The organism is Pseudomonas sp. MB-090624 (assembly GCF_003205245.1).
GTDB lineage: Bacteria > Pseudomonadota > Gammaproteobacteria > Pseudomonadales > Pseudomonadaceae > Aquipseudomonas > Aquipseudomonas juntendi.
Genome location: NZ_QJRK01000058.1, coordinates 1 through 21,780, shown reverse-complemented (window position 1 = coordinate 21,780; position 21,780 = coordinate 1). Strand labels below are relative to the sequence as shown.

19 protein-coding genes are annotated in these 21,780 nt (G+C 63.8%); 13 read left to right on the top strand and 6 right to left on the bottom strand.

Going from position 1 to position 21,780, the window contains the following annotated elements:
• Window positions 1–417: 417 nt before the first annotated feature.
• From tpx to DMX12_RS25490, 4 genes are all read right to left on the bottom strand, one after another.
• A complete protein-coding gene (gene tpx / locus DMX12_RS25505) occupies window positions 418–918 on the bottom strand; it encodes a thiol peroxidase (protein ID WP_054881982.1) in 501 nt (166 codons plus the stop codon).
• A 208-nt stretch (window positions 919–1,126) separates the two neighbouring features.
• On the bottom strand, window positions 1,127–2,407 hold the full coding sequence (locus DMX12_RS25500) for a serine/threonine transporter (RefSeq protein WP_029887942.1): 1,281 nt from the start codon (window positions 2,405–2,407) through the stop codon (window positions 1,127–1,129).
• Between the two features lie 238 nt (window positions 2,408–2,645).
• Window positions 2,646–3,842 (bottom strand): amino acid aminotransferase, encoded by a 1,197-nt coding sequence (locus DMX12_RS25495; RefSeq protein WP_054912301.1) that lies wholly within the window; start codon window positions 3,840–3,842, stop codon window positions 2,646–2,648.
• A gap of 534 nt (window positions 3,843–4,376) precedes the next feature.
• A complete protein-coding gene (locus DMX12_RS25490) occupies window positions 4,377–5,402 on the bottom strand; it encodes an Ldh family oxidoreductase (RefSeq protein WP_110679795.1) in 1,026 nt (341 codons plus the stop codon).
• Between the two features lie 142 nt (window positions 5,403–5,544).
• Between DMX12_RS25490 and DMX12_RS25485 the strand changes: the two genes are divergently transcribed.
• The 11 genes from DMX12_RS25485 to DMX12_RS25430 all read left to right on the top strand — a co-directional run bounded on the left by DMX12_RS25485 (window position 5,545) and on the right by DMX12_RS25430 (window position 18,151).
• A complete protein-coding gene (locus tag DMX12_RS25485) occupies window positions 5,545–6,417 on the top strand; it encodes a MurR/RpiR family transcriptional regulator (RefSeq protein ID WP_110679794.1) in 873 nt (290 codons plus the stop codon).
• A 22-nt stretch (window positions 6,418–6,439) separates the two neighbouring features.
• The gene (locus tag DMX12_RS25480; protein WP_009687025.1) at window positions 6,440–7,192 is read left to right on the top strand and encodes a transporter substrate-binding domain-containing protein; all 753 of its coding nucleotides are present in this window, start codon (window positions 6,440–6,442) and stop codon (window positions 7,190–7,192) included.
• Window positions 7,193–7,337: 145 nt separating this feature from the next.
• Entirely contained in the window at window positions 7,338–8,057 is a 720-nt protein-coding gene (locus tag DMX12_RS25470; RefSeq protein WP_009687024.1) for an ABC transporter permease, read from the top strand.
• Window positions 8,054–8,764 (top strand): ABC transporter permease, encoded by a 711-nt coding sequence (locus DMX12_RS25465; protein ID WP_054906136.1) that lies wholly within the window; start codon window positions 8,054–8,056, stop codon window positions 8,762–8,764. Before DMX12_RS25470 ends, DMX12_RS25465 begins: the two co-directional genes overlap by 4 nt.
• Before the next feature lie 16 nt (window positions 8,765–8,780).
• On the top strand, window positions 8,781–10,025 hold the full coding sequence (locus DMX12_RS25460) for an FAD-binding oxidoreductase (protein WP_054906137.1): 1,245 nt from the start codon (window positions 8,781–8,783) through the stop codon (window positions 10,023–10,025).
• 21 nt (window positions 10,026–10,046) lie between these two features.
• Window positions 10,047–10,829: an amino acid ABC transporter ATP-binding protein gene (locus DMX12_RS25455; protein WP_110679793.1), complete on the top strand. Its 783-nt coding sequence runs from the start codon at window positions 10,047–10,049 to the stop codon at window positions 10,827–10,829.
• 467 nt (window positions 10,830–11,296) lie between these two features.
• Window positions 11,297–12,100 carry a gamma-glutamyl-gamma-aminobutyrate hydrolase family protein gene (locus tag DMX12_RS25450; RefSeq protein WP_009687019.1) on the top strand — a complete coding sequence of 268 codons (804 nt, stop codon included), beginning with the start codon at window positions 11,297–11,299 and terminating at the stop codon, window positions 12,098–12,100.
• A gap of 400 nt (window positions 12,101–12,500) precedes the next feature.
• A complete protein-coding gene (gene kdgD / locus DMX12_RS25445; RefSeq protein ID WP_110679792.1) occupies window positions 12,501–13,412 on the top strand; it encodes a 5-dehydro-4-deoxyglucarate dehydratase in 912 nt (303 codons plus the stop codon).
• 104 nt (window positions 13,413–13,516) lie between these two features.
• Window positions 13,517–14,881: an MFS transporter gene (locus tag DMX12_RS25440; protein ID WP_009687017.1), complete on the top strand. Its 1,365-nt coding sequence runs from the start codon at window positions 13,517–13,519 to the stop codon at window positions 14,879–14,881.
• 78 nt (window positions 14,882–14,959) lie between these two features.
• Window positions 14,960–16,513: a galactarate dehydratase gene (garD, locus tag DMX12_RS25435; RefSeq protein ID WP_054912305.1), complete on the top strand. Its 1,554-nt coding sequence runs from the start codon at window positions 14,960–14,962 to the stop codon at window positions 16,511–16,513.
• 57 nt (window positions 16,514–16,570) lie between these two features.
• Window positions 16,571–18,151: an aldehyde dehydrogenase (NADP(+)) gene (locus DMX12_RS25430; RefSeq protein ID WP_110679791.1), complete on the top strand. Its 1,581-nt coding sequence runs from the start codon at window positions 16,571–16,573 to the stop codon at window positions 18,149–18,151.
• Between the two features lie 21 nt (window positions 18,152–18,172).
• On the opposite strand, the gene DMX12_RS25425 is transcribed toward DMX12_RS25430, so the two are convergent.
• Window positions 18,173–18,922: a FadR/GntR family transcriptional regulator gene (locus tag DMX12_RS25425; RefSeq protein WP_009687013.1), complete on the bottom strand. Its 750-nt coding sequence runs from the start codon at window positions 18,920–18,922 to the stop codon at window positions 18,173–18,175.
• Between the two features lie 194 nt (window positions 18,923–19,116).
• Between DMX12_RS25425 and DMX12_RS25420 the strand changes: the two genes are divergently transcribed.
• Both DMX12_RS25420 and DMX12_RS25415 read left to right on the top strand, forming a co-directional pair.
• Window positions 19,117–19,767, top strand: a complete 651-nt coding sequence (locus DMX12_RS25420) for a DUF998 domain-containing protein (protein ID WP_110679790.1) — start codon at window positions 19,117–19,119, stop codon at window positions 19,765–19,767.
• A gap of 74 nt (window positions 19,768–19,841) precedes the next feature.
• Window positions 19,842–20,171 carry a hypothetical protein gene (locus tag DMX12_RS25415; RefSeq protein ID WP_110679789.1) on the top strand — a complete coding sequence of 110 codons (330 nt, stop codon included), beginning with the start codon at window positions 19,842–19,844 and terminating at the stop codon, window positions 20,169–20,171.
• A gap of 121 nt (window positions 20,172–20,292) precedes the next feature.
• Here the strand turns inward: DMX12_RS25415 and DMX12_RS25410 are convergent, their stop codons facing one another.
• Entirely contained in the window at window positions 20,293–21,507 is a 1,215-nt protein-coding gene (locus DMX12_RS25410) for a YeeE/YedE family protein (protein ID WP_110679788.1), read from the bottom strand.
• Window positions 21,508–21,780 lie beyond the last annotated feature (273 nt).

The window sequence follows — 21,780 nt, the reverse complement described above, 5'->3', positions numbered from 1 at the left end:
GATGCGGAATTTTAAATGAAAACGGCCCGGAACGTGTTCCAGGCCGTTACAGGGTGTTGCTTGGAGCGCGCTGAGGGCTGCGGGGTTCCACAGAACGAGCGCCGCCCGCGCGGCGCATCGCGAGCTGCGCTCGCTCCTACGTTTGTTTCGGGCCAGTATTGCCTGGGCCAGGCGCGCGCGACCGCCTTGTTCGCACGGCGCTATATCGAGCCATGCCCCAAGGCGTTCGCGCGCAAATCACACAGGCATAATTGGCGCGAAACAAACGTAGGAGCTCGCGATGCGCCGCGCGGGCGGCGCTCGATCTCACAAGCGCTAAAGATGCCACGGCGAGCACTGACAACCCTGCAGAGCAGAGCTGCACTCTTTCCTACAGGGCTATCACGACATCAAAGCGCTCCGCGACAGGCGCGCTGCTTACTTCAGTACCGCCAGTGCAGCCTCGTAGTCCGGTTCTTCAGCGATTTCGCCGACCAGCTCGCTGTGCAGCACTTTATCGTTCTCGTCCAGCACCACCACGGCGCGGGCGGCCAGGCCAGCCAGCGGGCCATCGGCGATGGCCACGCCGTAGTTTTCGAGGAACTCGCGGCCGCGCAGGGTCGACAGGTTCTTCACGTTCTCCAGGCCCTCGGCGCCGCAGAAACGTGCCTGCGCAAACGGCAGGTCGGCGGAGATGCACAGCACCACGGTGTTGGCTACATCGTTGGCCTGGGCGTTGAACTTGCGCACCGAAGTGGCACAGGTTGGGGTGTCGACGCTCGGGAAGATGTTCAGCACCTTGCGCTTGCCGGCGTAGTCTTTCAGCGACTTGTCAGCCAGGCCTTCACCCACCAGGGAAAAAGCCGGAGCCTGGGCGCCGGCCTGTGGCAGGTTGCCGTTGACCTGAACCGGGTTGCCTTTGAGAGTCACTTGAGCCATGACGAAATCCTTATGCGGGGTTTGAAAAGGACACCGAGTTAAGCATGAAGGCGGCCTAGTGCCTATGGGGGCGGGTGAATTTGTTCTATTCCCGGATAATGTTTGTGAACAAACTTCCGGCTTTCTCGCCCCTTGCCGGGTGAGTTTCACGCGCAAAAAACCCGGGCGGCGCCAGCCAACCCGGGCTTGTTTCATAGCCAGCCGTGACTCAGCCCAGCAGGCCGTACACCACCGAAGTCAGCGCAACCAAGCCCACCACTACCACGAATACATTGGACGCCGCGCCGCTGTACTTGCGCATGGACGGTACACGGCGGATGGCGTACATCGGCATCAGGAACAGCAGCACCGCAAGGATCGGGCCGCCGAGCGATTCGATCATGCCGAGGATGCTCGGGTTGAGGGTGGCGACGATCCAGCACACTACCAGCATCAACCCTGCAACCACCCGGTCCAGGGCCTTGGCGCCCGGGCGTGCGCCGGTCTTGGCGATAATGCCCTTGAGGCCTTCACTGGCACCGATGTAGTGGCCGAGGAACGACTTGGCGATGGCCACGAAGGCAATCAGCGGCGCGGCAAACGCGATGGTGGGGTTGCTGAAGTGGTTGGCCAGGTACGACAGGATCGACAGGTTCTGCGCCTTGGCTTCAGCCAGCTGCGCGCTGCTCAGGGTCAGCACGCAGCTGAACACGAAGAACAGCACCATCACCACCATCAACAGGTGGGCACGGCGCAGAATCTGCCCGCTGCGCTCATCTGCGTGGTCGCCGTAGCGGCGTTTCTGGTCCACGGCGAAGGCCGAGATGATCGGCGAGTGGTTGAAGGAAAACACCATCACCGGAATGGCCAGCCACAAGGTGTGCAGGAAGGCCGAGGCCGGTGGCACCTGGGTGGCGCTATCGAGGATACCACCGGTCCAGTGCGGTACCAGGTACAGGCCCAGCAGCGCCAGGGCAACGATGAACGGGTACACCAGCAGGCTCATGACCTTGACCGTGGCCTGCTCGCCGCAGCGCACGATGGCCAGCAGGCCAAGAATCAGCACGAACGACAGCATGGCCCGTGGCGGTGGCTGCAGGTGCAACTGGTGCTCGATGAAGCTGGACACGGTGTTGGTCAGCGCCACGCTGTAGATCAGCAGGATCGGGAAGATGGCGAAGAAGTACAGCACGGTGATCGAGGTGCCCGCAGTGCTGCCGAAATGCTCCTTGACCACCTCGGTGATATCACCACCGGTGCGCCCGGAAAGCACGAAGCGGGTCAGCCCACGGTGGGCGAAATAGGTCATCGGGAATGCCAGCACGGCCAGGACCAGCAGCGGCCAGAAGCCGCCAAGGCCGGCGTTGATCGGCAGGAAAAGGGTGCCAGCACCGATGGCGGTGCCGAACAGGCCCAGCATCCAGGTGGTGTCGTGCCGCGCCCAGTTACCGAGGGTGGCGGGGGTCGATTCTGCAAAGCGTTGTTCAACGCTTGGGGCCTGCTCATTCATTCCGGGTGAAGCTCCACTCGCAAGACTGCAACAGGCTGAGAATGGCGAAACAGTGCGTTCGCCCAACTCAACCGGAAAAGAGGGGCGCGATTGTGCACGGAAAGGTTGCACTTGCGAAGCCCTTTTCCGAGGGGCGGCTGCACTTGTCTTTACAAGTGGCAGGCATCGCGGGTGTTGCGCGGTGGATGCAAGAGCGGCCTTGCAGCGCGAACGGGGTGCTCAGCACCCCGATGCAGGGTTACTTCTGCACGGCAGCAAACGCCTCGGCTACCCGTTGAAGGTTGGCCGGGCGCAGGCCGGACATGCACACGCGGCCGCTATCGATCAGGTACACGCCAAATTCGTCGCGCAGGCGGCGGACCTGCTCGACGCTGAAGCCGGTGTAGCTGAACATGCCACGCTGGCGCAGGAAGAACTGGAAGTCCTGGCCTGGAAGCAGCACGGCCAGGGCATCGACCAGCGCCTGGCGCATATCCAGAATGCGCTTGCGCATCACTTCGACTTCCTCGGCCCACTGGGCATTCAGGCCGGCATCGCCGAGCACCCCAGCCACCAGTTGGGCACCGAAGTTGGGCGGGCTGGAATAGTTGCGGCGCACGGTGGCCTTGAGCTGGCCCAGCACGCTCTGTGCGGTGGCCGCGTCGTCGCACACCACTGACAAGCCACCGACCCGCTCGCCATACAGCGAGAAGATTTTCGAGAACGAGTTGCTGACCAGGCACGGTACGCCGGCACGGGCCATTTCGCGGATGGCGTAGGCGTCTTCGACCAGGCCCTCGGCAAAGCCCTGGTAGGCGATGTCGAGGAACGGGATCAACTGGCGGGCCTTGACCACTTCGACCACCTGCTGCCACTGGTTCTGGGCCAGGTCGGCACCGGTCGGGTTATGGCAGCACGGGTGCAGCAGGACCACGCTATTGGCCGGCAGCGCTTGCAGGGTGGCCAGCATGCCGTCGAAGTCGACGCCGCGAGTGGCCTGATCGAAGTACGGGTAGGTGTGCACCTTGAAGCCGGCACCCTCGAAGATGGCGCGGTGGTTGTCCCAGGTCGGGTTGCTGACCCAGACTTCCGACTGCGGGAAGTAGCGCTTGAGGAAGTCGGCGCCGACCTTCAACGCGCCAGAGCCACCCACGGTCTGCACCGTGGCCACGCGCCCACCCGTCACGGCCGGGTGATCGGCGCCGAACAGCAGCGCCTGAATCGCCTGACGGTAGCTGGCCAGGCCTTCCATAGGCAGGTACAGGGACGCTTCATGGTCCTGGCCGGCGATGCGCTTTTCCACCGCATCCACCGCCGCCAATTGCGGCACCACGCCGGCCTCATCGTAATACAGGCCGATGCTCAGGTTGACCTTGTCGGCGCGCGGGTCGGCCTTGAAAGTTTCCATCAACGAGAGGATCGGGTCGCCGGCATAGGCATCGACATGTTTGAACACAGCGTGCAGCTCCTTGGATCAGGACAGTACGAAAAGTCAGCCCTGAGCATACCCGCACACACGGCTCAGGAACATCCACTAATGTGCAAGGTTGTCTATGCAACATTGCATGGCCAGGGTTTTATGCTGGCAGTGATGGCCTAATCGCCGGCAAGCCAGCTCCCACAGGGATCGCCTTAGGGCTGACAGGTGTTTGCCACAAGATATGCAGCGCCTGTGAGAGCGAGCGCCGCCCGCGCGGCGCAATCGCGAGCTGCGCTCGCTCCTACGTTTGTTTCGGGCCAATTATTCCTGTGGGATTCGCGCGCGAACGCCTTGGTGCATGCCTCAATATCGCGGCGTACAAACAAGGCGGCCGCGCGCGCCTGTCACAGGCGTTACTGGCCCGAAACAAACGTAGGAGCGAGCGCAGCTCGCGATTGCGCCGCGCGGGCGGCGCTCGATCTCACAGGCGCTGATGATGCTCCGGCTACCCTTGCCAGGAACCCTAGAATCTCCCACTGCGGGAGCTGGCCTGCCGGCGATTAGGCCGGATCAACCAAGCAACGCTTTCAGGTCTTGCAATTCCTGCTCGGTCAGCGCCACCCCCTCCTCGTCTGCCACCTCGCGCTCGCGGTAACGCCGTTCACCCGGCATGCGCGTCAACCCTGCCGCCTGCATCTGCTCCACCAGATCGCGACTGCGCTGGGCAAAACGCTCGCCCTCGGCCTTGCTCGGGTCGATGACGATGATCAGTTGCCCGGTCCATGGCGTTTTCGCCCCCGGGTGCTCCGACCAGTCGAACTCCCAGGAGAAATGCCCGCCTGTCAGCGCCGCCGCCAGCAATTCGACCATCATCGACAGCGCCGAGCCCTTGTGCCCGCCAAATGGCAGCAAGGCACCGCCCTCGAGAATCGCCTTGGGCTCGGTGGTTGGTTCGCCATTGGCATCGACACCCATGCCTTCGGGAAGCGGCTGGCCGGCACGCGCGGCAATCTGCACGTCGCCGTGGGCCATGGCGCTGGTGGCCATGTCGAAGACGATCGGGTCATGCTCGGCGCAGGGTGCTGCAAAGGCGATAGGGTTGGTGCCGAACAGAGGCTTGCGGGCCCCATGCGGCACCACACAGGTCATGCTGTTGACCACGCTGAGGGCCACCAGGCCCTCTTCAGCGAACGGCTCCACGTCTGGCCACAAGGCGGCGAAATGGTGCGAGTTGTGGATCGCCAGCACGGCAATGCCGGCGTTGCGCGCCTTGGCCACCAACAGGTCGCGGGCCGCCGCCAGTGCGGGCTGGGCGAACCCGCCAGCGGCATCGACGCTGACATAGCCGGCGGCAAGGTCACTGACCTTGGCCACGGCCCGCCCATCGACCCAGCCGCTGTTCAGCGTGGACACGTACCCCGGCATGCGGAACACCCCATGGCTATGGGCACCATCGCGCTGGGCGCTCGCACAATTGTGGGCCAGCACCCTGGCCACGCTGTCGCTGCAGCCATGGCGCTGGAAGATAGCCTGCAGCAGGCCTTGCAGCTCGGTAAACGGCACGCGCACGACGGTGCCGGTGGACGGTGCGGACATCTGAAGCTCCTTGTTGATTTTGGAGTGGCTACAGCGTTGCAACGGCAAAACTTTCCCGCGAGTGACAGCTATCTGTCAAATGTTGACTTAATGGCAGAAAACATTCATTTTCTTCCCAAGCCTTACCTTCTGGAGCCCCAGCATGAGCCAACCGATCAAGCAACGCCTGGAAGCCAGCCTCGACGGGGCCGCAGCGTCAGGCCGCAAGATCGCCACCTACATGCTCGCCAACCTGCACGAACTGCCGTTCCAGACCTCGGCCAGCATCGCCGCCAAGCTGGGCGTCAGCGAATCCAGTGTCGGGCGGTTTTGCCGCTCCCTGGGTTATGCCCACCTCAAGGCACTTAAGCAAGACCTGCAGAGCGACCTGGGCGATGGCCCGTGGCTGATGGGCGACCGCTTGCACGATTACCGCCAGCGCCAGGACGCCAGCGACAACGGCGGCAGCCTGGAACTGGAAATGGCCGCCCTGGTGCGCGTGCACGAGTACCGCCAAGGCCCGGCCTGGCACAACGTGGCCCAACGCCTGGCGAGCAAGCGCCGGGTCTTTGTTGCAGGTTTTCAGACCGAGCGCGGCCTGGCCATGTGCATGGGCCACTTGCTGCAATACCTGCGCGATGGGGTGCAACTGGTCGACCTCAGTGCCGGGCACTTTGCCGACGTGCTGCTCGGTAACGCCGCAGACAGCGCCCTGGTGGTGTTCGAGGCGCGCCGTTATTCCCGCCATGCCCTGTTGCTGTGCCAAAAGGCGCGCGAGGCGGGCATTGCGGTCACCTTGGTGACCGACACTTTCTGTGACTGGGCCGATGCCAACGCCGACGAGGTGTTCCGCATACCCACCGAATTCAATCTGTTCTGGGAATCCACCTCGGCCATGCTGTCGTGGGTACACCTGATGGTCAACGAGGTCTGCAAGAAACTCGGGCCGGATGTTGAAAAGCGCTTGGAAGCAACTGCCGCTCTACATAACGAGTTCGTCGGCTACACCACGTGGTCGGCGGGCAAACAACAATAGCAAGAGTGCAATGAGGTGCGAGATGAACAAGTCCATGGCCTTGCTGGGTGCGTGCGCCCTGCTGCTGGCGGGTGCTGCCAGTGCCGAAACCCTGCGCTTCGCCACCGAGGGTGCCTACCCGCCGTTCAACTATGTCGACGCCGATAACCAGTTGCATGGCTTCGACGTCGACATTACCCATGCCCTGTGCGAACAGATGAAGGTCGAGTGCACGCTGGTGGCTCAGGACTGGGAAGGCATCATCCCGGCGCTGATGGCGCGCAAGTACGACGCTGTGGTGGCCTCGATGATCGACACCGAGGAGCGGCGCAAGAAAATTGCCTTCACCGACCATTACTACCGTACCCCGTTGACCGTGGCCGTGGCCAAGGACAGCAAGATCACCGATGCCCAAACCCACTTCGACGGCTACACGGTTGGCGCCCAGTCGTCGTCTACCCAGGCCATTTATGCCGAGGACGTTTACGCCAAGGCCGGCGCTGACGTGAAGCTGTACCCGACCATGGACGAAGCCAACGCGGACCTGGCCGCCGGCCGCCTGGACGGGGTGATTGCCGACAAATTTCCGCTTCAGGAATGGATCAGCAAGAACGGCGGTGACTGCTGCAAGATTCTGGGTGATGTAGCCAACACCAAGGCCGATGCCGCCATTGCCGTGCGCAAGGATGATGAAGCCTTGCGCCAACGCTTGAACACCGCGTTGCAACAGATCGTGGCCAACGGCACCTATCAGAAGATCGCCAGTAAGTACTTTGCATTCGATATCTACAACTGATCTTCAAGCCATCATTGCCTGACCGGGCCCTATCGCCGGCAAGCCAGCTCCCACAGGTTGCCCACAGACCTGAAGAACAGCGGTTTACCTGTGCGAGCTGGCTTGCCGGCGATGAGGCCGGTGAGGTCAACACAAGGTGTTCGTCATGCTCGATCAATTGTCCTTGCTGTCCTTGGCCAGCGGTGGCTGGGGCCAGGCGCTGCTGGCCGGCGCGCTGGTCACTGTGTCACTGGCCCTGGCCTGCCTGCCCATCGGCCTGCCGCTGGGCCTGGTAGTCGCCCTGGCGGCCCGCTCGCGCAAACGCCTGCCACGGGCCTGGGCCACCACGTTTTCCACCGTGTTCCGCGGCTTGCCCGAGCTGCTGACACTGCTGATCATTTATTACGGCTGCCAGATCGCCGCGCAGAAGGTCCTTGCCGCCCTGGGCTATGAAGGTGAGTTCCTGATCAATACCTTCGTGGCCGCCATGATCGCGTTCAGTCTGGTGTTTGCCGCATTTTCCAGCGAGATCTGGCTGGCCGCTTTCAAGACCTTGCCCAAAGGCCAGTGGGAGGCCTGTTCGGCCTTGGGGCTGAGCAAACGCACCGGGTTCTTCAAGGTGCTGCTGCCGCAGTTGACCCGCATTGCCCTGCCCGGCTTGTCCAACAACTGGCTGTCGTTGCTCAAGGACACCTCGCTGGTGTCGACCATCTCGCTGGTCGACCTGATGCGCCAGACCAACCTGGCCGTCAGCGTGACCAAAGAGCCCATGTTCTTCTATGGCGTGGCGTGCCTGGGCTACTTGCTGTTCGCGGCATTGTCCGGGCGCGTGTTCGCCTACATCGAGCGGCGGAGCAACCGCCACCTGCAAGGAGCGCGCGCATGAGCCTCGACCAATTGCTGGCGCTGGTGCTCGACCCTGACCTGCTGCAGCGTTACGGCCCGCGCTTTGTCGACGGCCTGCTGGTCACTGCCAAGCTGGTCGCCATTTCCTTCAGCCTGGGCGCGCTGCTGGGCCTGCTGCTGGCGCTGGCGCGCCTGTCGCACAACCTGCTGTTGCAACGCCTGGCGGCAGGTTATGTGTACTTCTTCCGCGGCTCGCCATTGCTGGCCCAGTTGTTCCTGCTGTACTACGGCCTGGGCTCGTTCAAGAGCTTCTGGCAGGACGTGGGCCTGTGGTGGTTCTTCCGCGAGGCGTGGTTCTGCACCTTGCTGGCGTTCACCTTGAACACCGCCGCCTACCAGGCCGAGATCTTCCGCGGCAGCCTGATGGCCGTCGCCCCGGGCCAGTATGAGGCGGCGCGGGCCTTGAACCTGAAGCGCTCGACGACCTTCTTCAAGGTGATCCTGCCGCAGTCGCTGCTGGTTGCCATCGGCCCGCTGGGCAACGAATTGATCCTGATGATCAAAGCCAGCGCCATTGCCTCGCTGGTGACCATCTACGACCTGATGGGCGTGACCAAACTGGCCTTTTCGCGCAGCTTCGACTTCCAGATCTACCTGTGGGCCGCAGTGCTCTACCTGGTGATCGTCGAGGTGGTGCGGCGCCTGCTGAAACACCTGGAAGCCCGCCTGGGCCGCCACCTGAACTGACCGAAGGATACGTTCCATGCATTGCCAGACCTTAGTCCTGGGCGCCGGCATCGTCGGCGTCAGCACCGCCCTGCACTTGCAAGCCCGCGGGCGCCAGGTGGTACTGCTCGACCGCGACGAACCGGGCAGCGGTACCAGCCACGGCAACGCCGGGCTCATCGAGCGCTCCAGCGTCATCCCCTATGCCTTCCCACGGCAACTGGGCGCCCTGCTGCGCTACGGCCTGAACCGCCAGCCCGACGTGCGCTACAGCCTGGCGCATCTGCCCAAGGCGGCACCGTGGCTGTGGCGCTACTGGCGCCAGTCCGCCCCCGGGCGCCTGGCAGGTGCCGCCGCCGATATGCTGCCATTGGTGCAGCGCTGCGTGGAGGAACACGACGTGCTGATCGCAGCTGCCGGCCTGCAAGGGCTGGTGCAGGCCAAAGGCTGGATCGAGGTGTTCCGCGATCCGACGCTGTTCAGCCAGGCCAAGGCCGATGCCAAGGGCCTGAGCCGTTACGGCCTGCAGTTCGAAATACTGGAATGCGGCCAGTTGCAGGCCCGCGAACACCAGCTGGATGCCACCGTGGTCGGCGGTATCCACTGGCTTGACCCAAAAACCGTCATCAACCCCGGCGCCCTCACCCGTGGGTATGCAGCCTTGTTCCAGCAACGCGGCGGGCAGTTCCTGCATGGCGATGCGCGCAGCCTGCGTCAGCACCACGGCAAGTGGCAGGTCGACAGCCGCCGTGGCCCGATCACTGCCGACGAGGTTGTCGCCTGCCTGGGCCCCCAGTCGGCCGACCTGTTCAGCGGCCTGGGCTACCAGATACCGCTGGCGATCAAGCGCGGCTATCACATGCACTACGGCACCCGTGGCGGCGCGCAACTGGAGCACGCGATCTGCGACACCCAGGGCGGTTATGTGCTGGCACCGATGGCGCGCGGCGTGCGCTTGACCACCGGTATCGAGTTCGATGCCGCCAATGCGCCCGCCAACCAGATCCAGCTGGACCGTTGCGAAGCCCTGGCGCGCAAGCTGTTCCCCGCGCTGGGCGAGCGCCTGGACGACGCACCGTGGCTGGGACGGCGCCCGTGCCTGCCCGACATGCGCCCGGTCATTGGCCCGGCGCCACGCCACCCAGGGCTGTGGTTCAACTTTGGTCACGCCCACCATGGCCTCACCCTTGGCCCGGTCAGCGGCCGCCTGCTGGCCGAACTGGTGACCGGGGAACGCCCCTTCACCGACCCCGCGCCTTATAGCGCAACCCGTTTCGACTGACCCCCGCGGGAGCACAACACGATGACCGCACTCTTGAGCCATGCCACCGCTACCCCTGAAACCGACCCGCGCCCGGTGCTGATCCGCATTGAAGGCTTGAACAAGCACTACGGGGCGTTCCATGTCTTGCGCGACATCGACCTGCAGGTACGCGAAGGCGAACGTATCGTCCTGTGCGGGCCTTCCGGCTCGGGCAAGTCGACGCTGATCCGCTGCATCAACCGCCTGGAAATCGCCCAGCAGGGCACTATCGAGGTCGCCGGCGTCGACCTTGCGACCAACACCCGGGAGGCGGCGCAGGTACGCAGCGACATTGGCATGGTGTTCCAGCACTTCAACCTGTTCCCGCACATGAGCGTGCTCGACAACTGCCTGCTCGCCCCCACGAGCGTGCGTGGGCTATCGCGCAAGGATGCCGAGGAGCGGGCGCGCATGTACCTGACCAAAGTGGGCATCGTAAGCCAAGCGCACAAGTACCCCAGCCAGTTGTCCGGCGGGCAGCAGCAGCGCGTGGCAATTGCCCGCGCGCTGTGCATGAAACCGCGGATCATGCTGTTCGACGAGCCTACGTCGGCACTGGACCCTGAAATGGTCGCTGAAGTGCTGGATGTGCTGGTGCAACTGGCCGGCACGGGCATGACCATGCTTTGCGTCACCCACGAAATGGGCTTTGCCCGGCAGGTGGCCGAGCGGGTGCTGTTCCTGGAGGGTGGGCAGATCATCGAGGACAGCCCGCCGCAGGTGTTCTTCAACCACCCGCGCACCGAGCGGGCCAAGGGGTTCCTGGCGCAGATCCTGCACTGATTGCAGACCTGTCACTGAACTTGTGGGAGCGGCCTTGTGTCGCGAAAGGGCCGCAAAGCGGCCCCCGGTTTTTCAGCACTGCTGCATATATTGCCGGGGCTGCTGTGCAGCCCTTTCGCGACACAAGGCCGCTCCCACAACGACCGCGTTGACTTCAAGCCACCTATTTCATTGCACGGCTGCAAAGACCCGACTGCGTCGTTAAATATTATTGACCGAACCTCCCGCCAAACCCACGCCGCCACAGGCCCGCATCGGTTCAACCCACCCGAAACCGGCGCATTTCCCGCCTTGCAGCCCCTTTCAGTCGTTTGACATATCGAACGGCTCTGGCAAGCTATCTACAGGCCCCGACCGGCATCGTCAGCTCGACGAGCCGGCAGTGCTCGGGGCTCCAGGCGCCACTCAGAGCCCCGCGCCGTGCGCCTGCACAACAACGACAGGTCGAACCTGTCCCAAGGTGACATATGTCCAACAGCAACATTGGCAACAAGCAACCTTCCCTGCGCAAACCCGTCGTCCTGATGACCATGGGCAGCCAAGAGCGCAAAGGCCATGACTACCAGGTCATGACCCACAAATACATCACCCCGCTGGTCGAGTTCGCCGATTGTGTCCCGGTGCTGGTGCCCACCTGCTGCGGCATTGACGACCTCGAGACCTATCTGGACATGGCCGACGGCGTTTACCTGACCGGCGCTGGCAGCAACATCGACCCGGCGCTGTACGGCCAGGAAAACCAGACCCCAGGCAAAGGCCAGGACCAGAACCGCGACCTGTTCGACATTCCGCTGGTCAAGGCGGCGCTCAAGCGTGGCCTGCCCATCTTCGGCATCTGCCGGGGCATGCAGGAAATCAACGTGGCCCTGGGTGGCGACATCTACCAGAAGGTGTACGCCGAACCGGGTTTCAACGACCACCGGGAAAACCCGGAAGATCCGGTCGAAGTGCAGTACGCCCAGGTTCACAGCGTGAAAATCAAGCCAGGCAGCTGGCTGCGCGACACTTTGGGTTGCGACGAAATCCGCGTCAACTCGCTGCACGGCCAGGGCCTGCACACGCTCGGCGCCGGCATCGAGGCCATCGCGCATGCGGAAGACGGCCTGGTCGAGGCCATTCATGCGCCAAGCATTTCGCCGTTCCTGTTCGCCGTGCAATGGCACCCAGAATGGCAAGCCGCGCAGAACCCCGACTCGATCAAGATCTTCCAGGCGTTCGGTGACGCGTGCCGCGCCCAGGTTCGCAAGGCGCAGGTCAAGCGCGCTGCCTGACCTACAGTTTCCCCTGCTTTGATCGCGGGGCGGCGCAAGGCCGCCCCCGCCTCCCCCGGTCACCCTCTGCTGGTCCCAGAATATCTGCCGTGGAATCGGGCGGCGGGTTTTTGCCTGTCTTAGCGATCGTTTTTTCTTTAGGCCTTTAGAGATACGATGACTACCGGGTGGTGGTCGTCGGTTTTTCAGCGCCTGTGAGATCGAGCGCCGCCCGCGCGGCGCATCGCGAGCTGCGCTCGATCTGCAACCCACCACACATATCGAGGCGGGCACCTCGACGCGTACACCCTCGCGGAAAACAAAATTCCAAGAAAGCACTGGTCATTGCTGAGGTTGTACGATAACTTACCTCCAACGCAAAACAACACCTCCACCCAAGCGCCACAGGATGCCAACAACAATGAACCCACAAGAACTCAAATCCATCCTCTCCCACGGCCTGCTGTCTTTCCCGGTCACCGACTTCAACGCCCAGGGCGACTTCAACCCGGCGGGCTACATCAAGCGCCTGGAGTGGCTGGCCCCGTATGGCGCCAGTGCCCTGTTCGCCGCCGGTGGTACGGGTGAGTTCTTCTCCCTGGCTGCCAGCGAATACAGCCAGGTCATCAAGACCGCAGTCGATACCTGCGCCACTTCGGTACCGATCCTCGCCGGCGTGGGTGGCTCCACCCGCCAGGCCATCGAATATGCGCAAGAAGCCGAGCGCCTGGGCGCCAAGGGCCTGCTGCTGCTGCCGCACTACCTGACCGAAGCCAGCCAGGACGGTGTTGCCGCCCACGTGGAAGCCGTCTGCAAGTCGGTGAAGATCGGCGTGGTGGTGTACAACCGCAATGTCTGCCGCCTGAACGCCGACCTGCTGGAGAAACTGGCCGAACGCTGCCCTAACCTGATCGGCTACAAGGACGGCCTGGGTGATATCGAGCTGATGGTGTCGATCCGCCGCCGCCTGGGTGATCGCTTCAGCTACCTGGGCGGCCTGCCAACCGCCGAAGTGTATGCTGCTGCCTACAAGGCCCTGGGCGTACCGGTCTACTCCTCGGCAGTGTTCAACTTTGTGCCGAAGACTGCGATGGACTTCTACAACGCCATCGCCCGCGACGACCACGCTGCCGTGGCCAAGCTGATCGATGATTTCTTCCTGCCCTACCTGGACATCCGCAACCGCAAGGCTGGCTACGCCGTGAGCATCGTCAAGGCCGGCGCCAAGCTGGCCGGTTACGACGCAGGCCCGGTGCGTACCCCGCTGACCGACCTCACCGCCGAAGAGTACGAAATGCTCGCCGCGCTGATGGACAAGATGGGCCCGCAGTAAGCGCCGCCTGCGGCCTGCCATATGCCGCGCCCGGAGTGGGCCTGCCCCGCTCCGGTTACCATTCGTGAGCCCGCACAAAAATAACTAGTGGGAGTACAACCAGCATGCAAGCGACTAAAAAGACGCATGTGCGCTACCTGATCCTGTTCATGCTGTTCCTGGTGACCACGATCAACTATGCCGACCGCGCGACCATTGCAATCGCAGGCTCCAGCCTGCAGAAAGACCTCGGCATTGACGCCGTAACCCTCGGTTATATCTTCTCCGCCTTCGGATGGGCTTACGTGGCTGGCCAGATTCCTGGTGGCTGGCTGCTCGACCGCTTCGGTTCCAAGAACGTCTACGCCTTCAGCATCTTCACCTGGTCGCTGTTCACCCTGTTGCAGGGCTTTGTCGGCGGCCTGCCGGTTGCCTGGGCAGTCGTGACCCTGTTCACCTTGCGCTTCCTCGTCGGCTTTGCCGAAGCCCCTTCGTTCCCGGGTAACGCCCGTATCGTCGCGGCCTGGTTCCCGACCCAGGAACGCGGCACCGCCTCGGCCATCTTCAACTCCGCGCAGTACTTCGCCACCGCCCTGTTCGCACCGATCATGGGCTGGATCGTGTTCAGCTTCGGCTGGGAGCACGTGTTCGTGGTGATGGGGGCGCTGGGCATCATCTTCTCGATGGTGTGGCTGAAAACCATCTACAACCCGCGCCAGCATCCACGCATCAGCCCGGCCGAGCTCGAACACATCGAGCAGAACGGCGGCCTGGTCGACATGGACCACAAGCGCGGCAACGATGGCCCGAAATGGGGTTACATCAAGCAGCTGCTGACCAGCCGCATGCTGCTGGGCGTGTACCTGGGCCAGTATTGCATCAACGCCATCACCTACTTCTTCCTGACCTGGTTCCCGGTATACCTGGTGCAGGAACGCGGCATGACCATCCTCAAGGCCGGCTTCATCGCCTCGCTGCCGGCGGTCTGCGGCTTTATCGGCGGCGTGCTGGGCGGGGTGATCTCGGACTGGCTGCTGCGCCGTGGCAACTCGTTGACCTTCTCGCGCAAGCTGCCGATCGTCTGCGGCCTGATGCTGTCGACCACCATGGTGTTCTGCAATTACGTAGACGCCGAGTGGATGGTCGTCGGTTTCATGACCCTGGCCTTCTTCGGCAAAGGCATCGGCGCGCTGGGCTGGGCGGTAGTGGCAGACACCTCGCCGAAGCAGATCGCCGGCCTGTCGGGCGGCCTGTTCAACACCTTCGGCAACATCGCCTCGATCACTACGCCTATCGTCATCGGCTACATCATCAGCGCCACGGGGTCGTTCAAGTGGGCCCTGGTCTACGTAGGCGCCAACGCCCTGGTAGCGGTGTTCAGCTACCTGGTGATCGTTGGCCCGATCAAGCGTATCGAATTGCGCGACGACGCCCCGAAGCCACAGGCTGAGCCTGCTGCCAACGGCGAACTGGCCAGCTCGCGTCATTGAGTGACACGCCCGCCCCGGCTCGTTCGGTGCGGGCGGATGTACAAAAAAGCCTGAGAACCTGACAAGTAGGGCCCAAACATGCAGTTGATCGAACATTCCGACTCGCCCCGCTACGTGCGCCTGCACGACGATGACAACGTCGTGGTCGTGGTCAATGACGGCGGCCTGGGCGAAGGTGCCCGTTTTGCCGACGGCCTGACCCTGGTCGAGGGCGTACCGCAAAGCCACAAGGTTGCCACCGTGACCATCGCCAAGGGCGAGCCGGTGCGCCGCTACGGGCAAATCATCGGTTATGCGCTGGAAGACCTGCGCCAGGGCAGCTGGGTACAGGAAAGCCAGCTGGCCATGCCCGCTGCCCCGGAACTGGACAGCCTGCCACGCTGCGATGCCGTGCCACAGCCGCTGCCGCCACTGGAAGGTTTCACCTTCGAAGGCTACCGCAACGCCGACGGCACGGTCGGCACGCGCAATATCCTTGGCATCACCACCACCGTGCAGTGCGTGACCGGCGTGCTGGAGCACGCGGTCAAGCGCATCCGCAGCGAACTGCTGCCCCAATACCCCAACGTCGATGACGTGGTAGCCATCACCCACAGCTACGGCTGCGGCGTGGCCATCAACGCCCGCGACGCCTATATCCCGATCCGCACCGTGCGCAACTTGGCGCGCAACCCCAACCTGGGCGGCGAAGCGCTGGTCATCAGCCTGGGCTGCGAAAAGCTGCAGGCCGGCCAGGTGATGCACGACAACGACCCGTCGGTAGATCTCAGCGACCCGTGGCTGTACCGCCTGCAGGACGCCAGCCTGGGCTTTGTGGAAATGATCGAGCAGATCATGGCGCTGGCCGACACCCGCCTGAAGAAACTCGACCAGCGTCGACGCGAAAGCGTACCGGCCAGCGAGCTGATCCTGGGCATGCAGTGCGGTGGCAGCGACGCCTTTTCGGGCATTACCGCCAACCCGGCGCTGGGTTATGCCGCCGACCTGCTGGTACGTGCCGGTGCCACCGTGCTGTTCTCGGAAGTGACCGAGGTTCGCGACGCCATCTACATGCTGACTTCGCGCGCGCAAAACCAGGCGGTGGCCGACGCGCTGGTCAGCGAAATGGACTGGTATGACCGCTACCTGCAGCAAGGCGCCGCCGACCGCAGCGCCAATACCACACCCGGCAACAAGAAAGGCGGCCTGTCGAATATCGTCGAAAAGTCGCTGGGTTCGATCGTCAAGTCCGGCAGCGGGGCCATCCAGGGCGTGCTTGGCCCAGGCGAGCGGGTCAAGGGCAAGGGCCTGATCTTTTGCGCCACCCCGGCCAGCGACTTTGTCTGTGGCACCCTGCAACTGGCCGCAGGCATGAACCTTCATGTCTTCACCACGGGCCGCGGCACACCGTATGGCCTGGCCATGGCGCCCGTGGTCAAGGTGTGCACCCGCAGCGAGCTGGCGCAGCGCTGGCCCGATTTGATCGACATCGACGCCGGGCGCATCGCCAGCGGCCGCGCGACCATCGAGGAACTGGGTTGGGAGCTGTTCCACTACTACCTCGACGTTGCCAGTGGCCGCAAGCAGACCTGGGCCGAGCAGCACCGCTTGCACAACGACATCACCCTGTTCAATCCGGCGCCAATTACCTGATGCCCTGGGCAGGCTCGCCCAGTACTCTTCATTCAGCCACCCTCACAGGAGCACACCATGCCTGAAATCCTCGGCCACAACTTCATCGCCGGCCAGCGCAGCGCCGCTGGCGCACAGCGCCTGCAGAGCCTGGACGCGAGCACCGGCGAAGCCCTGCCGTACAACTTTGCCCAGGCTACCGAGGGCGAAGTCGACCAAGCCGCCAAAGCCGCGGCCGCCGCTTTCGCCGAATTCCGCCAACTGGCCCCGGCGCGCCGCGCCGAATTTCTGGATGCCATCGCCGCCGAACTGGACGAGCTGGACGATGCCTTCATCGCTATCGTCTGCCGCGAAACCGCACTGCCCGCCGCACGTATCCAGGGTGAGCGCGGCCGTACCAGCGGCCAGATGCACCTGTTCGCCCAGGTGTTGCGCCGTGGCGACTACCTGGGCGCACGCATCGACCTCGCCCTGCCCGAACGCCAGCCACTGCCACGCGTGGACCTGCGCCAGATGCGCATTGGCGTTGGCCCGGTCGCGGTGTTCGGCGCCAGTAACTTCCCGCTGGCGTTCTCCACCGCAGGTGGCGACACCGCCGCGGCGCTGGCCGCCGGCTGCCCGGTGGTGTTCAAGGCACACAGCGGCCACATGGCAACCGCCGACCTGGTCGGCTGCGCCATCACCCGGGCAGCCGAGCGTACCGGCATGCCCAAGGGGGTGTTCAACATGGTGTTCGGTGGCGGCGTGGGCGAGTGGCTGGTCAAGCACCCGGCCATCCAGGCTGTAGGTTTCACCGGTTCGCTGAAGGGCGGCGACGCCCTGTGCCGCATGGCCGCAGAGCGCCCCCAGCCGATTCCGGTGTTCGCCGAGATGTCCAGCATCAACCCGGTGATCATCCTGCCGGGCGCCCTGGCCAAGCGTGGCGACGCCATCGCCCGTGAGCTGGCCGGTTCGGTGTGCCTGGGCGCAGGGCAGTTCTGCACCAACCCGGGCCTGGTCATCGGGCTGCAATCGCCACCGTACAGCCAGCTGTTGGCTGAGCTGGGTCAGCACCTGGGCCAGCAGGCCGGCCAGGTCATGCTCAACGCCGGCGGCCTACGCAGTTATGTCGCTGGCCTGGAGCACCTGCACGCCCATGCCGGTATCGAGCACCTGGCCGGCCAGGCACAGCAAGGCAGCCAGGCCCACGCCCAGTTGTTCAAGGCCGATGCCCGGTTGCTGGTCGAGTCCGACCCATTGCTGCAGGAGGAAGTGTTCGGCCCCACCACCGTGGCCGTGGAAGTTCAGGATAACGACCAGTTGCGCGCTGCCGTGCTTGGCCTGCGCGGCCAGCTGACCGCCACACTGATCGGCGAGCCTGAGGACTTTGAAGCCTTTGCCTGGCTGGTACCACTGCTGGAAGAGAAAGTCGGGCGGATTCTGCTCAATGGTTACCCGACAGGTGTCGAGGTGTGCGATGCCATGGTCCACGGCGGGCCGTACCCGGCAACTTCCGACGCCCGCGGAACCTCGGTCGGCACCCTGGCTATCGACCGCTTCCTGCGCCCCGTGTGCTACCAGAACTACCCGCAGGCGCTGTTGCCCGAAGCCCTGCGTGACAGCAACCCGCTGGGGCTGCGGCGGTTGGTGAATGGGCAGTGGCGCGACGGGGCGATCTGACGCCCCTTTGCGGCACGGGCCTCAGGCCCCTTGCGCCTCAGCCTCTTCATGCACCTGACGCAAACGCTCACGGCTATTGCTCAGGTGCATGCGCATGGCCATTTTGGCCCCTTCGCTGTCTCGCCGTGCAATGGCTTCATAGATGGCTTCATGCTCATGGCGCAGCCGGCTCATGTAATGGGCCTGGTCATCACGCGCCAACCGCGCTGAATTCAACCGGGTCCGGGGGATGATGCTGGTGCCCAGGTGGTTGAGGATGTCGGCGAAGTAATGGTTGCCACTAGCCTGGGCAATGCGCAGGTGAAACTGGAAGTCGGCCGACACGGCATCGGTGGCGTGGGCCGCCCCCTCGTTCAGCTCATCCAGCGCCGCGCGCATGCCGGCCAGCTCGTCATCGCTGCGGCGTTGTGCGGCAAGCCCCGCCGATTCGATCTCCAGGGCAATGCGCAACTCCAGCACCGCCAGCACCTCACGCAGGGTAACGACGGTAGCCGGGTCGATCCGGAAGCCCCCGGTCGCCGGCGCATCCAGCACGAACGTACCGATGCCGTGGCGGGTTTCCACCTGCCCGGCGGCTTGCAGCCGCGAAATGGCCTCACGCACCACCGTGCGGCTGACGCCCTCTTCGACCATGATCTGCGATTCGGTCGGCAGCTTGTCGCCGCGCTTGAGCTGGCCGCTGCGAATACGCTCGGTCAGCACCGTAACCAGTTCCTGGGCCAGACTGCGTGGCTTGCGCCGGGTCCTTGCCTGTACCTGCTGCTCTGTCATCGCCCTGTGTTTCACCTTGAAAGACAGCGCTTATCATAGCGCAAGCAGTTGTACGATCACATATGCCGCGTGCGGATTTCATTGCCTGCCTGGGGCTGCACCTACCCGACAACACCTGGAAGTGCTGGCACAGAGCCTGCGCTGCAAGATACTGTGCGTTTCCACCTCACGCATCCATGGAAGGAACTGCCCGCATGAAAACCTATGACCGCCTTTTGCTCGGCTGCGGCTTACTGATCCCCTTGTGGCTGTTGGGCGGGGTCTGGCTCACTGCACTGGCGTACTCCGGCTACGACCATTTCCAACAAGCCATGAGCCAGCTCGGCGCGGTTGGCTCGCCCGTGCAGCGCTGGTCGCCATGGGTCAACAATTATCCTCTCGCGGTCTTGTTCATCTTGTTTGCCTTGGGCCTGGCGCGGCGCTGGCACGGCTCGAAGGTGGCGTTGTCGAGTGCAGCCCTGGTATTGGTGCACGGCCTCGGTAGCCTGGGCACAGGCTGGTTCGCTTGCGACCCAGGCTGCGCTCCGGCGCAACCTTCCAGCTCACAGCTGCTACACAACCTGTCGGGGTTGCTGATGTTCCTTTCACTGACCCTGGCGAGCGCCCTGTGGGCGTGGCTCGGGACGCGTCTGGCCGGCAGCCAGGCCGTCGCGCTGCTGTCCGCCATCAGCCTGATACTTGCTATCGTCACCGTCGCACTCATGGCCCAGGCGGCACAAAGCGGGCAACTGTTCGGCTTGTACCAGCGCCTCAACTACGGGGTGTCGGTACTGTGGATCGCCTGCCTTGCCTGGGCTAGCCTGCGCAACCCGGCTGCTGGGGCATTGCACAGGGCCACCCGCTGACGGCAATTTGCTGGCCCCCTACCTTTGTAAGTGAGGGCAAACTTCGTTCCCCTTCAATTGCTTAGGACAGCAATATGCGAGTACTTCTAGCTACGATGGCCGGCTGCCTGCTAGCCACATTCGCTTTCGGCGCCCAGGCCAGGGCGCTCAGCCAGAATGATCGCCACACCTGCCAGTGGGGTGCGCAAATAGCCGGTGAAGCCCAGCAGGCCAAGCTTGCCGGGGTCACCCTGTACGCTACGCGCAAAAAGCTTCAGGTGCGAAAGTTCGCCAAACCGTGGATGCGCATGACCGCCTTCGGCATTACAGAACAAACCTATAACAGCCGCTCCAGGCTCAAGCCTGCGGCGATCCGGCAGACCTATTACGAGCAGTGCGTGCACCATGCAATCGCGAAGAGATAGGTGTTTTATTTCAAGCGCTTATGGATCAAATCTAAAGTACTTTATGGACTGAAAAGCGCCGCCACCGGGCCCCTGCCATGAAGCAAGCTTCCAGCAGCCCCGCACGGCGCCCAGTGCGGAATCAGCAGCCGCTCAGCACCGCCGGGCGGCGTTCCCCGGCAAAGAACAGTGGGCGCAAGCGCACCCCGATCAGGTTGCCGGCGTAAGCCGCCACCAGCCACAGCCAGCCATGCACGCTCCCCGACGCAATACCGCTGAAGTACGCTCCGATATTGCAGCCATAGGCCAGGCGCGAACCATAGCCCAGCAGCAGCCCGCCAATCACCGCAGCCAGCAATGACGGCAGCGGAATTTTCAGGCTGGGCGCAAAACGCCCGGCCAACCCTGCTGCCAGTAGCGCACCGAGCACGATGCCCAGGTCCATGACCGTGGTGATGTCTTGCCACAACGGCGAAGCCAGCGCCTTGGCGTTGGCCGGTGCCTGCCAGAACACCCAACTGGCGACATTCACACCCAGCCCTTCAAGCACCTTGGCGCCCCACAAGGCGAAGGCCGAGGTGATGCCCCACGGCCGTCCCGCCAGGGCCAGTGTCGCGAAGTTCAACACGGCCAAAGCGATGGCGCCCCACAGCAGCGGCCAGGGGCCCCGCAGCAATCGCCGCAAGCCGCGCTGCGCACTGACGACAGGCGCCTCCAACCCGCCATGCCGGCGCTTTTCCAGCACCACGCTGGCCCACGCGATCAGGCCAAATACGCCCAGGCTCACCAGCAGCGCCGGCGCCACCCCCCACGCCTGCACGATCGAGGTGGCCGGGAACGACGGTAAGGCGAACCACCAGTCGGCGTGGTGGGTAGCGCTGACCGAACCGATGATGAAGAACAGCAAGGTCACCAGCATGCGTGCATTACCCCCGCCAACGGTGAACAGCGTGCCCGAGGCACAACCGCCGCCCAGTTGCATGCCGATGCCGAAAATGAACGCACCGAACACCACCGAAACACCGGCCGGGGCCACAAGGCCGGTCACGGGTGAGCCAAACAGGCTACCTGCCGACAGCGCCGGGAAGAACAACAGCACCGCCAGCGCCAGCATGAACATCTGCGCGCGCAGGCCCGCGCCCCGGCGTTCGTTGATGAACACCCGCCAGGCTGAGGTGAAACCAAAGGCCGCGTGGTACAAGGTCAGGCCAAGTGCGGCGCCGACCATGAGCAGCAAGGCCTGCTTGAAGCCGGCGTTGAGGTTCAGGAACCAGGCACCAGCCAGCAGCAGAAGCAAGGCGACAAGGGGCGCGCCGAAGCGGCGCGGTGCGGGTGTTGCGATTGCGGAAAGACCCATCGAAATACTCGGATAACAGTGAAACGGTTGGCGAGTATACCCGCAACTGTCAACCGGGGCTGCGTATGGCCAGGGCATTTGTTAAGCCGTTCAAAGCTGCCAGCTCTCACATACTGCACAGCACTCAAGCCATGCGCCGTACCTGAGGGAGATTCTATGGTTCCTGGCAAGGGTAGCCGGAGCATCTTCAGCGCCTGTGAGATCGAGCGCCGCCCGCGCGGCGCAATCGCGAGCTGCGCTCGCTCCTACGTTTGTTTCGGGCCAGTAACGCCT